This window comes from Kitasatospora terrestris, assembly GCF_039542905.1.
GTDB classification, from domain to species: domain Bacteria; phylum Actinomycetota; class Actinomycetes; order Streptomycetales; family Streptomycetaceae; genus Kitasatospora; species Kitasatospora terrestris.
In genome coordinates this window covers 2571067-2586170 of sequence record NZ_BAABIS010000001.1, presented here as the reverse complement: position 1 = coordinate 2586170, position 15104 = coordinate 2571067, and the positions used below count along the sequence as shown (strand labels likewise).

Here is a 15104-nt window from a genome sequence, read left to right as displayed (position 1 = left end):
CGGATCCCGGTGGCGGGGGCGCGGGCCGCCCGGGACGGGCCCGGGCACACCACGCGGTAGTCTCGACAGGTGCCGAAACTGTCCGACGTCATCGCCGCGCTCGAAGAGATCTACCCGCCGCAGTGGGCGGAGTCCTGGGACGCCGTCGGCCTGGTCTGCGGAGACCCGGACGCCGAGGTCGCCAGGGTGCTGTTCGCCGTCGACCCGGTGCAGACGGTGGTCGACGAAGCCGCCGAGTGGGGCGCCGACCTCGTGGTCACCCACCACCCGCTGTACCTGCGCGGCACCACCACCGTCGCCGCGACCGGCTTCAAGGGCCGGGTGGTGCACTCGCTGATCCGTTCCGGGATCGCCCTGCACGTCGCGCACACCAACGCCGACCACGCCGATCCGGGCGTCTCCGACGCCCTCGCCGAGGCGGTCGGCCTGCGGGTCACCGGTCCGATCGTGGCCGACCCGACCGACCCGACCGGGCGCCGCGGCTCCGGCCGGATCGGTGTCCTGGAGCCCCCGCTGACGCTGGCCGCGTTCGCCGACCGGGTCGCCGCCGGGCTGCCCGCCACCGCCACCGGAGTCCGGGTGGCCGGCGACCCGGACCGCCTGATCAGCCGGGCCGCGGTCTGCGGTGGCTCGGGTGACGGCTTCCTCGCCGAGGTCCGCGCCGCCGGCGTCGACGCCTACGTGACCGCCGACCTGCGCCACCACCCCGCCTCCGAGGCGACCGAGGCCGCCCCGGTCGCCCTGGTCGACGCTGCCCACTGGGCCACCGAGTGGCCCTGGCTGACCCTGGCCGAGCGCGCCCTGACCGGCGTTGCGGTCGAGCGCGGCTGGCAGCTGGAGACCCGGGTCTCCACCCGGGTCACCGACCCGTGGACGGCGCACGCCCCTATGCCGTACGCCCTGCCGTCGAGCGAGCCGGTGCCGTCCGCGCCCTGACGCGCCGCCGCGCGTCCCCCCGAACCCTTCGCCGCCCTTCCGATTCACACAGGAGCCTTCCGCTTGAACGCCGCGCCCGCCGACCAGATCCGCCTGCTCGACCTGCAGGCCATCGACTCCCGCCTGGACCAGCTGGCCCACCGGCGCCGCACCCTGCCCGAGCACGCCGAGATCGAGAAGGCCGCCGCCGACCACACCGCGCTCAAGGACCTGGTGATCGCCGCCCAGGCCCAGCTCGGCGACACCCAGCGCGAGCAGACCAAGGCCGAGCAGGACGTCGAGCAGGTCCGCACCCGGGCCGCCCGCAACCAGCAGCGGATGGACTCCGGCGCGGTCACCTCGCCCAAGGACCTGGAGAACCTGCAGCACGAGATCGGCTCGCTCGCCAAGCGCCAGGCCGACCTGGAGGACGTCGTCTTGGAGGTCATGGAGCGCCTGGAGTCCGCCGAGACCCGGGTCACCGAGCTGACCGCCCGCCTGGAGCACTCCACCGTCGTCCTCAAGGAGGCCGAGGGCCGCCGCGACGCCCAGCTCGCCGAGCTCGACGCCGATGCCGAGAAGGTCAAGCGCGACCGCGAGGCCGTCGCCGCCGTCATCCCCGCCGACCTGATGAAGCTCTACCTGCGCCTGCGCGAGCAGCAGGGCGGCGTCGGCGCGGCCCGCCTGTACCAGCGCCGCTGCGAGGGCTGCCGCACCGAGTTCTCAATCACCGAGTTCAACGCCATCAAGGCCGAGCCCAGCGACAAGGTGCTGCGCTGCGAGAACTGCGGCCGGATCCTGATCCGCACCGGCGAGTCGGGCGTCTGACCCGGTGACCGGTCGCAAGTTCATCGTCGAGGCCGACGGCGGCTCCCGGGGCAACCCGGGGCCGGCCGGCTACGGCGCGGTGGTCCGCGACGGCGACACCGGCCAGATCCTGGCCGAGGCCGCCGAATTCATCGGCCGCGCCACCAACAACGTGGCCGAGTACAAGGGCCTGATCGCCGGCCTCAAGGCCGCGCGCGACCTCGACCCCGACGCGTCGGTCGACGTGCGGATGGACTCCAAGCTGGTCGTCGAGCAGATGTCCGGGCGCTGGAAGATCAAGCACCCCGACATGCAGCCGCTCGCCGCCGAGGCCCGCACCGTCCTGCCGCGCGGCCAGGTCAGCTACAGCTGGATCCCCCGCGAGCGGAACAAGGACGCCGACCGGCTCGCCAACGAGGCGATGGACGCCGGCAAGCAGGGCAAGCAGTGGGAGCCCAGGGCCCGCGCGGCCGCCGTCGCGGTGGCGGAACCGGCTACCGAACCGCTGCCCGAGGCCCCGGCCCCCCGCGCCGGCTGGGCCGCCCCCGCCGACCTCGGCACCCCCACCACGCTCGTCCTGCTCCGCCACGGCGAGACGCCGCTCACCCCGCAGAAGCGCTTCTCCGGCAGCGGCGGCAGCGACCCCGGGCTCTCCGTGAAGGGCTGCTGGCAGGCCGAACGCGCCGCCGAGGCCCTCGCCGCCCGGGGCACCGTGCAGGCCGTCGTCGCCTCGCCGATGCTCCGCACCCGGCAGACCGCCGAGGCCGTGGCCACCCGGCTCGGCCTGGAGGTCCGGATCGAGGAGGGCCTGCGCGAGCTGGACTTCGGCGACTGGGAGGGTCTCACCTTCGCCGAGGTGATGGAGCGCCACCCGGACGACCTCACCGCCTGGCTGGGCTCGCCCAAGGTCAAGCCCACCGGCAGCAGCGAGTCCTTCACCACCCTCACCCACCGGGCCGGGGTGGCCAGGGACAAGATCCTCGCCCGCTACCCCGGCAAGACCGTGCTGGTCGTCTCGCACGTCAGCCCGATCAAGACCCTGGTCCGGCTCGCCCTCGGTGCCCCGCCGGACTCCGTCCACCGGATGGAACTCGCCGCGGCCTCGTTCTGCGCCGTCCAGTACTACGCGGACGGCAACGCCTCCCTGCGCCTGCTCAACGACACCGGCCACCTGCGGTAGCCGACGTCCGCCGAGCCCCGGCCCGCCGCCGGAGGCTCAGTGCACGTCTGCCGAGTCCCTGGCCCGCCGCCGAGTCCCCGGCCACGGGCCGGAGGCTCAGTGCACGTCCGTCACGATCACGTCCAGCTGCCAGGCCTTGCGCGCGGTGCCCCGGACCGAGACCTCGACCCGGTACCCCAGCCCCGCCAGCGCGTCCACCAGCTCGCCCGGCGACCCCGGCTCCGCGCCCGCGTTCAGCAGGTCCCGGACCAGCCGCCCCTTGGTCGCCTTGTTGAAGTGGCTCACCACCGAGCGCTTCGGCACGCCGTCCACCTCGCGCTCCTGCAGCACCCGGACGGTCGCGGTCCGCTCCACCACCGCGCCCGCCGGCTTCCACGCCGCCGCGTACGCCGAGCTGCGCAGGTCCAGCACCAGCCCGTCGCCCGCCGCCTCCGGCAGGACCGCGTCCATCTCCTTGCGCCAGTACGGGCCGAGCGCGCCCACCGGCGGCAGCTTCACCCCCATCGAGCAGCGGTACGACGGGATCCGGTCACCGATCCGCACGGCGCCCCACAGACCCGAGAAGACCAGCAGCGACCGCTCCGCCCGCGCGTACGCGGCCTCGTCGAGCTTCGCCAGCCCGAGGTTGTCGAACAGCACACCGGTGTACACCTCGCCCGCCGGGCGGGCACCCGAGGTGCGCAGGGCGGCGTTCTTCGCCACCTCGCCGCGCAGGCCCCTGCTCAGGCCGAGCACCTCCGCCGCCCGCTCCTCGTCGCCCGCGCACAGCTCGACCAGTGCGGCCAGCACCGCCTCCCGCGCGCCGGCCAGCCCGGGCAGCGACAGCGCGTCCGGCTCCAACGGCGCCCCGGCCTCCGGAGCGGCCTTCCCCTCCGACGGCGGCAACAGCACCAGCACGGCGACACCCCTCAACAATCTGTGGCAGCGGACCCGCCAACCCTACCGCCCCCGACCGAACCCGCCTCTCCCACCAGCCTCACGAACACCACCAGCACCATCAGTCACAACCGTGCTGCCACGCAGGTCAACCGCCGTACGCCACACCCCCCTTCGCGCCCCTTCCAGCGCGCCGACCGCACCGTCCCGCCTTACGCTGCGACCATGCCGCGCCGACACCTGAGCGTCCGAGCCGCCGAGACCGCGAGGATCAACCGTGAGCTCGCGGACCTGCGCACCCGTCTGGAGATCCGCTCCGACTGGCCGCCCGAGGTACTGGCCGAGGCCGACCGCGCGGCGTCGGTGCCGCGCCTCCCCGACCTCGACGCCACCGACCTCGAGATGTTCACCGTCGACCCGCCCGGCTCCCGCGACCTCGACCAGGCGATGCACCTGGCCCGCCGCGACGGCGGCTACCGGGTCCACTACGCGATCGCCGACGTCGCCGCCTTCGTCACCCCCGGCGGCGCGATCGACGCCGAGGCCGCCCGGCGCGTCCAGACCCTCTACTTCCCCGACGGCAACGTCCCCCTGCACCCCGCCCGGCTCGCCGAGGGCGCCGCCAGCCTGCTCCCCGGCGAACTCCGCCCCGCCCTGCTCTGGCAGATCGACCTCGACGCCGACGGCGCCGTCGTCCTCGCCGACCTGCGCCGAGCCCAGGTCCGCTCGCGCCGCCGACTCGACTACGCCACCGTCCAGCACGCCGTCGACACCGGCACCGCCGACGAGCAGCTCGGACTCCTCGCCGAGATCGGCAAGCTCCGCGAGGCCCAGGAGCAGACCCGCGGCGGCATCAGCCTGCCGATCCCGGAGCAGGAAGTGGAGGCGGAGGACGGCGGCTACCGCCTGGGCTACCGGGCGCCCCGTCCGGCGGACGGCTGGAACGCCCAGATCTCCCTGCTCACCGGCATGGCCGCCGCCGAACTGATGCTGGACGCCGGCACCGGCATCCTGCGCACCCTCCCCGCCGCACCCCAGTCCGCGTACGCCCGCCTGCGCCGGGTCGCCGCCGCGCTGCACGTGGACTGGCCGGAGACGACGAGCTACCCCGAACTGGTCCGCTCGCTCGACCCGGCCCGCACCGCCCACGCCGCCTTCCTCAACGAGTGCACCGGACTGCTGCGCGGCGCCGGCTACCACGCCTTCGACGCCGCCCGGGGCATCGCCCCGCCCGCCGACCCCGGCCACGCGGCGCTCGCCGCCCCCTACACCCACTGCACCGCGCCGCTGCGCCGGCTCGGCGACCGGTACGCGCAGGAGATCTGCGTGGCGGTCGCCGGCGGCACCGAGGTGCCGGAGTGGGTCCGGGAGGCGCTCTTCGACGTGCCCGGGCTGATGGAGAGCGGCGACCGGCGGGCCCGCGAAGTCGAACGCGCCACGGTCGACCTGGTCGAGGCGGAGCTGCTGCGCGGCCGCGAGGGCGAGGAGTTCGACGCGGTCGTGGTCGACCTGGACGACCGCCGGCCCACCGTCGGGACCGTCCAGCTGACCGACCCCGCCGTGGTCGCCAAGTGCGACGGCCCCCAGCCGCTGCCGCTCGGCGAACGCGTCCGAGCCCGGCTCACCACCGCCGACCCGGCCACCCGTACGGTCCGCTTCTCGCTCTGATCGCTCGATCCGGTCGCTGATCCGCCCGATCCGCCTCATCCGCCTGATGCGCCAGATCTGCCTGATCCGCCGGATGCACCTGATCCACATCCCGAGCGCATTTGAGACGATCACCGGGTGAGCACTCAGTCGACCGTCCCGAGCCCGCCCGCCGCGCCGGACCGTCGTCGCCGGCTGCTGGTCCTCGCGATCTGCTGCCTCAGCCTGTTCATCGTTGGCCTCGACAACACCGTGGTGAACGTCGCGCTGCCCGTCATCCAGCAGGACCTGCACGCCCCCGCGTCCGGGCTCCAGTGGATCATCGACGCCTACACCCTGGTGCTCGCCTCCCTGCTGATGCTCTCCGGCTCGGTCGCCGACCGGATCGGCCGCCGCCGCGTCTTCCGGGCCGGCCTGCTGCTGTTCGTCCTCGGCTCGCTGCTGTGCAGCCTGGCGCCCGGCCTCGGCTGGCTGATCGCCTTCCGCGCGCTCCAGGCGGTCGGCGGCTCGATGCTCAACCCGGTCGCGATGTCGATCATCACCAACACCTTCACCGACAAGCGCGAACGCGCCCAGGCGATCGGTGTCTGGGGCGGTGTGATCGGCATCAGCATGGCCCTCGGGCCGCTGATCGGCGGCTTCCTGGTCGACAGCGCGGGATGGCCGGCCGTCTTCCTGGTCAACATCCCGGTCGGACTCGCCGCCTTCGCTTTGACCTTCCGCTACGTCCCCGAGTCCCGGGCGCCGCGGCCCCGGCGGCTCGACCCGGTCGGCCAGCTGCTGATGGTCGTGATGCTCGGCTGCGGAACCGCCGCGATCATCGAGGGCCCCGGCTACGGCTGGACCTCCCCGGTGATCCTCACCCTCGCCGCCCTCGCCGGGTCCGCGTTGGTCTGCTTCCCGTTCTGGGAACGCCGGACCGCCGAACCGCTGATCGATCCCCGCTTCTTCCACAGCGTGCCGTTCACCGGTGCCACCCTGACCGCCGTCTGCGCGTTCGCCTCCCTGGGCGGATTCCTCTTTCTCAACACCCTCTACCTGCAGAACGTCCGCCACTACAGCCCGGTCCAGGCCGGACTCTGGACCCTCCCGATGGCCGGACTCACCCTGGTCGCCGCCCCCGTCTCCGGCCGGATCGTCGGCCTGCGCGGCCCCCGGCTCCCGCTCGTCGTCGCCGGACTCGCCATGGCCGCCAGCGGACTCCTGCTCACCCGGCTCACCGTCGACGCCTCCGCTGCCCTGCTGATCGCCGCCTACGCGCTCTTCGGCCTCGGCTTCGGCCTGGTCAACGCCCCCATCACCAACTCCGCCGTCTCCGGCATGCCCCTCGCACAGGCGGGCGTCGCCGCGGCCGTCGCCTCCACCAGCCGCCAGATCGGCCAGTCCCTCGGCGTCGCCGTGATCGGAACCGCCGTCACGACCGCGGTGGTCGGACCGGTCGACTTCACCACCGCCACCCACATCGGCTGGTGGATCATCACCGCCCTCGGCCTCGCCGTCCTCGCCCTCGGCCTGCTCACCACCACCCCCTGGGCCGTCGCCACCGCGGCCCGGGTCGCCGCCCGCTTCGGCGCGGGGTCGGGCGCGGTGCGAGGAGCCCCCACCGAGCGGCTACGATGACCACTACGGCGGACGAGCCGGCCGGGCGGTCGCGTCGGGCTCCCCAGGGAGCCCGCCGAGGAACGTCCGGGCTCCACAGAGCAGGGTGGTGGGTAACGCCCACCCGGGGTGACCCGCGGGACAGTGCCACAGAAAACAGACCGCCTGGGGCTTCGGCACCAGGTAAGGGTGAAACGGTGGTGTAAGAGACCACCAGCGACCGAGGTGACTCGGCCGGCTCGGTAAACCCCACTCGGAGCAAGGTCAAGATCGGTGCCCTCGGGCGCCGTGCGCGGATGTTCGAGGGCTGCTCGCCCGAGTCCGCGGGTAGACCGCACGAGGCTGTCGGCAACGGCAGCCCTAGATGGATGGCCGCCTCCCCGGGCGCCGCAAGGCTCCCGGGAGACAGAACCCGGCGTACAGGCCGACTCGTCCGCCGCTACCAGCGGCTTTGCCCCCGGAAGGGCCTCTGACCTGTGTCGGAGGCCCTTTCCGATCTTTCACGGCCTACCGGTGCTCGCCGTGCTCGCCGTGCTTGCCGTGCTCGGCGCCGCGAAGGCGCGGAACGCGGACGGTCACCGAGCCGGCAGTGGCAGGCCTTGTCAGCCGGACTGGCCGGAGGGCCGCACGACGAGCTGGTTCACGTCCACGCCCTCGGGCTGGTTGACGGCGAACACGATCACGGTGGCGATCTGCTCGGCGGTCAGGGTCGGCGCGGCATGCGGCGTGCCGCCGCGTTCGGTCCAGAACGGGGTGTCCACCACGCCCGGCGCGACCAGGGTGACGCCGACGTGGTCCTCGGCCACCAGTTGCCGGACGTTCTCGACCAGCGCGTGCGCGGCCCACTTGGTGACGGAGTACAGGTTCCCGGGGGTGTTCCTGATGCCCGCGACCGAACCGACGACCACGATCCGACCCTTGGACTCGCGGAGGTGCGACAGCGCCTCGCGCACCAGCAGCGCCGGGCCGAGGACGTTCGTCAGGACCATGGCACGCATCGCCTGGGGGTCGTGGTCCTCCAGGGTGCCGGGCAGCGAGTAGCCGGCGTTGGCGATCACCGTGTCCAACCGGCCCCACCGGTCGACGACCTGACGCACGGCCGACGCGACGTCGTTCTCGTCGGCGGCGTCACCGGTGATCGTCAGCAGCTGCTTCCCGGCGTCGACGGAGCCGGCGAAGGCGGCCAGGCGGTCGGCGTCGCGACCGGTGACCGCCACCAGGTCACCCTGCTCGAGCAGCGCTCTGGCCGTTGCCGCGCCGATGCCGCTCGAACCGCCGGTGATCAATGTGACGCGTTCCATGGGGCGCGATGCTACTACGGCCGATCGTCGGGGCCGGGCCGTGAACGGCCCCCGGACCGCGGTGCGAGGGGCCGTAGGGGCACCGGACGAGCGGCCGCACGCCGATCCGCGGCCCCCGCGGCGATGAGGCCCCGTCAAGTGCGAAGAGTCATGGGCATTGGCAGCGCGGGAACCGGAGCCGTCTTTGGGCCTGGCCTGCGCGGGGTGGTGGAGGAAGGACCGGTCCCGGGGCATGAGGGTCCCCTCCGGTGAGCGGCCCAGGCCGGGAGCTTGATCGCTGCGAGGCGAGGGTCCAGTTCTTTTCCATGTGCTGAGGTCTGATCTCCCGTCACGTGAACCGTGGCCGAGCTCAGAGCTGGCTGCTGCCGACCGCTGGGGTGACCGCCGGCTGCTGATGGTCCTTTGGGCCGCGGAGGCCGTGGGGCTCCCGGGTTGTGCGCAAGTTCATTCGTTCTGGCTGTTCCTCGTGCCGATCTGCCCGATCACGCGCTGGATCGCGGGTCGGTGGTCGCGTACCGGGCGCTGCTGGCGACAGCGCTGCCGCAGGAGGGCGTGGTCGAGGCGCAGGCGAAGCTTCGAGTGCTGGCGAATGTCGGAGTCGTGCTGTCCGGGGACGCGTCAGCCGCCGGCTCGTGACGCGTCAGCCCAGGTAGCCCGGGGTGTGGAGCATGGCGGTGGTGCCGTCGCGACGTGCCTGCAAGCCTTGGGTCAGGCGGTGCGCCGCCTGTGAGTGGAGCAGCGGGAGGGCCTGCTGGACCGGGAAGAAGCCGGCCTCCGACACCTCGTCCGCCTGCAGTCGGATCGTGCTGTCGGCGGCGATCGTGCCGCCGTCGAACATGAAGTGCACCGCAGGGTGCGCCTGGTGGCCCTGCTCGGGGATCGGGTCGCGCCACTCGACCACCAGCAGCCGGAGGCCGGCGACGGCGATCTCCAGCCCGGTCTCCTCGCGCAGCTCCCGTACGGCGCACTCGGCCGGATTCTCGCCCGGGTCGATGACCCCGCCCGGGTAGAGCCAGGTGGGTCGGTACGTCGGCTTCAGCAGCAGCACCCGACCGGCCGGATCCGTCAGCAGCAGACTGGCACCCGCGTACGCCCGGACCATCCGGGCCAGCCACTCCTGCTGTGACAGAACTGCGGTCGTCACGGACTGCCCCTCTCCGGGACGGCGCCCGCCGGCCCGCCCTCATTCTCCGGCAACTCGGCTACGGAACCCGGGGTTCGGAGTGGAATGTACCCGAACGAGTGGGTGGTGCTCACGGGTCGGTGTCCGGTGCTCTGCGTCCTGCGGTTCTTGGGGTCGGTGGTGGTCATTGGAGTCGGAGCTGCAGCTGGAGCCGGAGGTGGAGGTGGTCAGCGGAGGAGGCGGCGCTCCTTCGCTGTGGCGACGGCGCCGGAGCGGGTGTCGACGCCGAGCTTGGCGTAGATCCGGCCGAGGTGGGTCTTCACCGTGGCCTCGCTGATGAACAGCGCGCGGGCGATCTCCCGATTGCCGAGGCCCTGGCCGAGCTGGTCGAGGATGTCCTGCTCGCGTTCGGTCAGTTGGGGGAGCGGGGTGCGCATCTGGGCCATCACCCGGGACGCGATCGGCGGGGACAGCGCTGAGCGGCCCTGGGCCGCCGCCTGGATCGCGGCGAACAGTTCCTCCGGCCGCTCGGCCTTGAGCAGGTAGCCGGTGGCGCCGGCGCCGATCGCCCGGGTGATGTCGGCGTCGGTGTCGTAGGTGGTCAGGACGAGGATGTGACTGGATCCGGGGCCGGCCACGATCCGGCGGGTGGCCTCGACGCCGTCGATGCCCTCGCCGAGCTGGAGATCCATGAGAACCACATCGGGCTGGAGGCGGCCGGCCAGGGTGATGGCCTCCTCGCCGCTGCTGGCTTCGCCGACCACCTCGATGTCCGGGGAGCTGGCGAGCAGCGCCAGCAGCCCGGCGCGGACCACGGCGTGGTCGTCACAGACGAGCAGGCGAACCGGGCCGTTCATCGACGCTCCAGCGTGGTCGGTGCGGTGGGGTGCGCGATGTGGCGCGGGTCGATGCCCGGGCGGGGGTCGAGCGGTATCGAGGCGGAGACGACGGTGCCTTCGCCTTGGACGGACTCGATGGTCAGACTGCCGCCCAGCTGGCGCAGCCGGGCTCGCATGGCAGGCAGGCCGTGGCCGCGGCTGTTCTGTTCACGGCGAGCGCGGGTGGGGGCGCGCCTGCCGTCCGGGCCGTTGCTCCCGGAGTCGCTCGGGTCGAGGGAATCGTCGGAGCGGCCGCTGGAGCGGGCGGAGCGGCTGGAGCCGCTGAAGCGGGGGGAACGGCCGGAGCCGCCGCGATGGCGGAGGTCGCGGGCTGCGGAGGACGAGGAAGTGGGCGACCCTGAGGTCTGGTCGGGGCTGAATCCGCGGCCGTCGTCGACCACGTCGAGGACGGCCTGGTCGCCGAGGTAGGACAGGGTGATCGCGGCGGCGGAGGCGTCGGAGTGCTCGCGGATGTTGGCGAGGGCGCCCTGCGCGATCCGGAGCAGCGCGGCCTCGGCGGTGGTGGGCATCGGGACGGGCGTGCCGTCCAGGTGGAAGCGGACGGGCAGGCCGCTCTCGGCGGCCTCGCGCTCGGCCAGCGCTCGGAGTGCGGCGTCCAACGTCCCCAGGTCGGCGAGGTCGGCCGGGGCGAGGTCATGGACGAACCTGCGGGCCTCGGCGAGGTTGCGGGCGGCTATCGAGTTGGCGGTGCGCACGTGGGTGCGGGCGGTGCCGGGGTCGTTCTCCCAGGTGCGGTCGGCGGCCTGGAGCAGCATCTGCTGGCTGGAGAGACCCTGGGCCAGGCTGTCGTGGATCTCCACGGCCAGCCGCTCCCGTTCGGCGAGGGCGCCTTCGCGCCGCTCGGTGGCGGCGAGCTCCCGCCGGGTGGAGATCAGGTCGATGATCAGGGCCCGTTGGCGGGCACCCTGCCGTTCCATGTGGAGGAAGACCGCGGTGGCGAGGGCTGCGACGGCGGGCGGGAGGAGCGGAAGCGTGGGGTCGAAGCTGTCGGCCAGCCTCAGCTCGGCCACCACGACGAGGGCGGTGAGGACGGAGACCAGGGCGATCGCGGCCTTGGCGGGGAGGGCACGCAGCACCGTGTAGAGCAGGGGGATGGCGCACCACGCGAAGCTCGGCGCCATCAGCACCAGCACCACCCAGAGCGCGAGCAGGACGGCCAGCCAGGCGGGCCGGCGCTCGGCCCGGCCCCGCAGGTGGGTGATGCCCAGCGCGATGCTCAGGCCGATCACCCAGGGGGTGAGGGCGCTGTGCAGGTGGTGGTCGAGGTATCGCAGCAGGGCGGTACCGAGGAGCAGCAGGAAGGCCAGCCGCATCACGGCGGCGAGCCAACCCGCGTCCGGGTCGACGGCTTGGGGCAGGGGGCGACGCATCCGTCCACCACCTCCTCTGCGGGTCGTACGTCTTCGGCACGGTGTGACCGCCGATGCCTCTGATGGCATGGTGACGCGCCGGCGGGGCGCGCACATCCACCGATCGGCTGACACGCCTGTCATCCATGATGCCTTCGCGGAGCAGCCGGAACGACGATCCGCAGGTGGCGGTGGCGGGCGGAGGATCGAATCACAGCGGGAGCCCCCGAGCTTCCCTCGATCCGAGCAGGAGTCACCCATGAAGAAGATGACCACCCGGGCCCGTGTCCTCACCGGCGGTATCACCCTCGCGGCGGTCGGTGCGGGCGTGTTCGGCGCGGTCGCGGCCAACGCCGAGACGGCCCAGGCCCCTGCGGCGGTCAAGGTCGACGAGGCCAAGAAGAACACGGCCGAGACCAGCCACCTGACCATCGACGCCGCCACCCGGGCGGCCCAGGCCACGCTGGACGCCGCGGAGCAGGCCGGTCAGCACGTCTCCGTGGCGGTCGTCGACCGCAACGGCAACACCATCGTGACCCTGCGTGGCGACGGCGCCGGCCCGCAGTCCTACGAGTCGGCCCAGCGCAAGGCCTACACCGCCGTCTCGTGGAACGCCCCGACCTCTGAGCTGGCCAAGCGCCTCGCCCAGGCGCCCAACCTGAAGGACATCCCCGGCACGCTGTTCCTCGGCGGTGGCGCCCCGGTCCAGCTGAAGGGCGCCCCGATCGCGGGCATCGGTGTCGCCGGTGCGCCCAGCGGCGACCAGGACGAGCAGTTCGCCCAGGCCGGTGTGGCCGAGCTCGCGAAGTAGCGCGGGTACGCGGACGGGCCCGCTCGATCGAGCGGGCCCGCCACGTCAGCCGGCCGAGAGCCGGTGGTCGGTCAGTCCTCCCGGTAGATGCACAGCGCCCAGATCACGAACACGTCCAGCGCCACCACCACGAGTGACCACAGCGGGTAGTACGGCAGCGAGAGGAACGCGCTGATCATGCTGAGGGAGGCCAGGAAGATGCCGACGATCCGAGCCCACGACGCGCCGCGGATGACTCCGAAGCCGGTCACGGCGACCAGCACGCCGATGATCAGGTGGATCCAGCCCCAGCCTGTCAGGTCGAACTGGAAGATGTACTTGGGGGTCTTGACGAAGACGTCGTCCTCGGCGATGGCCATGATCCCCTGGAAGATCTCCAGGATTCCGTTGACCATCATGACCACACCGGCGAACAGCACCATGCCGGTCACCCAGCCGCTGTTCCCGACGCGCGGGGCTCCGCCGGTCGAGCGGTTCGCGGACGGGGGAGGTGCGGACGGGCCGCCTGTTGCAGTGCTCATGGGCGCTCCTAAACCATCGCGGTTGTGCCCTCGACCCTCGGTCCAGGTGGGATCCTGTGCAATCGGACGCGGCCATCCGGGTGACACCCCCTCAGGCTCGCCCGATCGCCGGACCGCCGACCGCTGTGTTTACTGGTCACAGCCCGGCCGGTCCGGACGGCGCCGGCGGGTCCAGGGAGGTCAACCAGCGGTGACCGACGGCCAGTGGGAGCAGCTGCCGATGTCCTTCCGCCAGCTGTTGGAGGGCACCCCGGCCGGTGTCGGCGTGCTCGACACCTCGCTCCGCTACCTCTATGTGAACCCGACGCTGGCCCGGATGAACGGGGTACCGGCCGAGGCTCACATCGGCCACACCATCGCCGAGCTGCTCCCGGGGATCGACGCGCGGGAGGAGGTCCTGCGCGCGGTGATCGCCGACGGCCGTCCGCGCGAGGTCACCTCCAGCGGCCACACCCGGGCGAGCTCACCGCTCAGACGGCGCTACTGGCACGGCGCCTACCACCGGCTGGAGCAGGACGGCCGGCCGATCGGGCTGGTCGGGATCGTCCTGGAAGTCACCGCCTCGCGCCAGCAGCAGCACGAGCTGGAGCAGGCCCGGAGCCGCCTCGCCCTGCTCGACGCCGCCGCCACCAGGATCGGCACGACGCTGGACATGGACATCACCTGCGGCGAGCTCGCGGATTTCCTGGTGCCGCAGCTCGCGGACATCGCGACCGTCGAGGTGCTGCCGCACCCGGACAGCTTCCACGCGCGCCGCAGGTCCGACGGCGGTCTCCGCCTGCGCCGCGCCGCCATGGCGGCCCGGCCTGAGCTGCTGGATTCGGCCCGGGTGCTGGGCACCCGCGGTGAATACGTCGACTACCAGCCGAGCTCGGCGATCCCGCGCTGCCTCGCCAGCGGCCAGTCGATCATCGACAACCGGTTGTCCGACGACGAGCTCGGCCTCTCCGCACCCAACACCGACCGGGTCGCGATCTACCGGGAGATCGGGATCCACTCCGGGATGATCGTGCCACTGGCCGCCCGGGGCCACCGGGTCGGCACGGTCACGCTGATGCGGGTCGGCGAGTCGCCGATGTTCTCGCAGGACGACGCGGTGGCGGCCGAGGACCTTGCGCGCCGGGCGGCGATCAGCCTGGACAACGCCCGCCGCTACACCCGGGAGCACACCGTGGCGGTCGACCTCCAGCGGGCGCTGCTGGCCGAGCCGGGCGCCCCGCACCCCGACCTCACGGTGTCGTTCCGCTACCGTCCCGCCGGTACCAGCGCCCTGGTCGGGGGCGACTGGTACGAGACCGTGGCGCTGCCCGACGGGCGGACGCTACTGGCGATCGGTGACGTGATGGGCCACGGCCTGGAGGCGGCGGCCGAGATGAGCCACTACCAGGCCATGTTGAGAGCCATGGCCCTGATGGAGCCTGCCGCCGACCTCCTGCTCGGACGGATGGACGACCTGGCGAGCCGCGTCCACGAGTACCGTCCGGCCACCTGCATGGTGGTCTTCGTGGATCCGTCCCGCGGGGAATGCAGTTACGCGAGCGCCGGGCACCTACCTCCCGCCGTGGTCCGGCCGGACGGCGCGGTCGAGCTGATGCCGGTGGAGCCGGGGCCACCGCTCGGCACCGGCATGGGTGGCTACCGGGCCCGGACGGCCGAACTGCCCTACGGACACACCTTGCTGCTCTTCACCGACGGGCTGGTGGAGCGCCGCGGAGAGGACATCGACCGCTCGCTGAGTCGGCTCACCGACCATCGGCTCCCGCTGGACGACGGCCCGCCGGTCCTGCTGGACGACCTGCTGGACGCTGTCCTGGCCGGTGCTCCCCGTCCGGCCGAGGACGACATCGCCCTGCTGGCGGCCACCGCTGCCACCCGACCGGCGCCGGAACACGGCAACACGGTGGACGAGCGGATACCAGGCAACGGTGGTCGGCGGCCCTGAGCGGAGAGCCGAGCCGGCCACCGGGCACCAACCGCCGCCCAGCGGCCGCAGGCCGCCAGGCGGAGTCGACCGGCCCCCGCTCCACCGGCCGCTGGCGCTGTCGTGCGGCAACCGCAACCGCAACCGCGACCGCG

Annotated in this window: 13 protein-coding genes and 1 other RNA gene; 8 read left to right on the top strand and 6 right to left on the bottom strand. The window is 73.0% G+C overall.

The features are described 5' to 3' along the window. Positions 1-69: 69 nt before the first annotated feature. From ABEB06_RS11940 to ABEB06_RS11930, 3 genes are all read left to right on the top strand, one after another. Positions 70-936, top strand: a complete 867-nt coding sequence (locus ABEB06_RS11940; protein WP_345696823.1) for a Nif3-like dinuclear metal center hexameric protein — start codon at positions 70-72, stop codon at positions 934-936. A gap of 63 nt (positions 937-999) precedes the next feature. Next, on the top strand, positions 1000-1743 hold the full coding sequence (locus ABEB06_RS11935; protein WP_345696822.1) for a zinc ribbon domain-containing protein: 744 nt from the start codon (positions 1000-1002) through the stop codon (positions 1741-1743). 4 nt (positions 1744-1747) lie between these two features. Then, a complete protein-coding gene (locus tag ABEB06_RS11930; protein WP_345696821.1) occupies positions 1748-2902 on the top strand; it encodes a bifunctional RNase H/acid phosphatase in 1155 nt (384 codons plus the stop codon). Between the two features lie 96 nt (positions 2903-2998). On the opposite strand, the gene yaaA is transcribed toward ABEB06_RS11930, so the two are convergent. After that, positions 2999-3799, bottom strand: coding sequence for a peroxide stress protein YaaA (yaaA, locus tag ABEB06_RS11925; RefSeq protein WP_345696820.1), 801 nt, complete (start codon positions 3797-3799; stop codon positions 2999-3001). 204 nt (positions 3800-4003) lie between these two features. On the opposite strand from yaaA, the gene ABEB06_RS11920 reads away from it, so the two are divergent. From ABEB06_RS11920 to rnpB, 3 genes are all read left to right on the top strand, one after another. Beyond that, a complete protein-coding gene (locus ABEB06_RS11920; protein ID WP_345696819.1) occupies positions 4004-5446 on the top strand; it encodes an RNB domain-containing ribonuclease in 1443 nt (480 codons plus the stop codon). Between the two features lie 117 nt (positions 5447-5563). Continuing rightward, positions 5564-7045: a DHA2 family efflux MFS transporter permease subunit gene (locus ABEB06_RS11915; RefSeq protein WP_345696818.1), complete on the top strand. Its 1482-nt coding sequence runs from the start codon at positions 5564-5566 to the stop codon at positions 7043-7045. A gap of 13 nt (positions 7046-7058) precedes the next feature. Then, positions 7059-7460: RNase P RNA component class A (rnpB, locus tag ABEB06_RS11910), an RNA gene on the top strand. Positions 7461-7626: 166 nt separating this feature from the next. On the opposite strand, the gene ABEB06_RS11905 is transcribed toward rnpB, so the two are convergent. From ABEB06_RS11905 to ABEB06_RS11890, 4 genes are all read right to left on the bottom strand, one after another. Beyond that, complete coding sequence (locus ABEB06_RS11905) at positions 7627-8325, bottom strand: SDR family oxidoreductase (protein ID WP_345696817.1); 699 nt, start codon at positions 8323-8325, stop codon at positions 7627-7629. A gap of 640 nt (positions 8326-8965) precedes the next feature. Next, positions 8966-9469, bottom strand: coding sequence for an NUDIX domain-containing protein (locus ABEB06_RS11900; RefSeq protein WP_345696816.1), 504 nt, complete (start codon positions 9467-9469; stop codon positions 8966-8968). A 206-nt stretch (positions 9470-9675) separates the two neighbouring features. After that, the gene (locus tag ABEB06_RS11895; RefSeq protein ID WP_345696815.1) at positions 9676-10305 is read right to left on the bottom strand and encodes a response regulator; all 630 of its coding nucleotides are present in this window, start codon (positions 10303-10305) and stop codon (positions 9676-9678) included. After that, positions 10302-11717: a sensor histidine kinase gene (locus tag ABEB06_RS11890; RefSeq protein ID WP_345696814.1), complete on the bottom strand. Its 1416-nt coding sequence runs from the start codon at positions 11715-11717 to the stop codon at positions 10302-10304. The genes ABEB06_RS11895 and ABEB06_RS11890 overlap by 4 nt, the downstream gene beginning before the upstream one ends. 238 nt (positions 11718-11955) lie before the next feature. Between ABEB06_RS11890 and ABEB06_RS11885 the strand changes: the two genes are divergently transcribed. Next, a complete protein-coding gene (locus tag ABEB06_RS11885) occupies positions 11956-12507 on the top strand; it encodes a GlcG/HbpS family heme-binding protein (protein ID WP_345696813.1) in 552 nt (183 codons plus the stop codon). Positions 12508-12578: 71 nt separating this feature from the next. Here ABEB06_RS11885 and ABEB06_RS11880 read toward each other — a convergent pair whose 3' ends face one another. Beyond that, positions 12579-13028, bottom strand: coding sequence for a DUF7144 family membrane protein (locus ABEB06_RS11880; RefSeq protein WP_345696812.1), 450 nt, complete (start codon positions 13026-13028; stop codon positions 12579-12581). Positions 13029-13218: 190 nt separating this feature from the next. Here ABEB06_RS11880 and ABEB06_RS11875 point away from each other — a divergent pair, with 190 nt between their 5' ends. Beyond that, a complete protein-coding gene (locus ABEB06_RS11875) occupies positions 13219-14970 on the top strand; it encodes a SpoIIE family protein phosphatase (RefSeq protein WP_345696811.1) in 1752 nt (583 codons plus the stop codon). Positions 14971-15104: the final 134 nt, after the last annotated feature.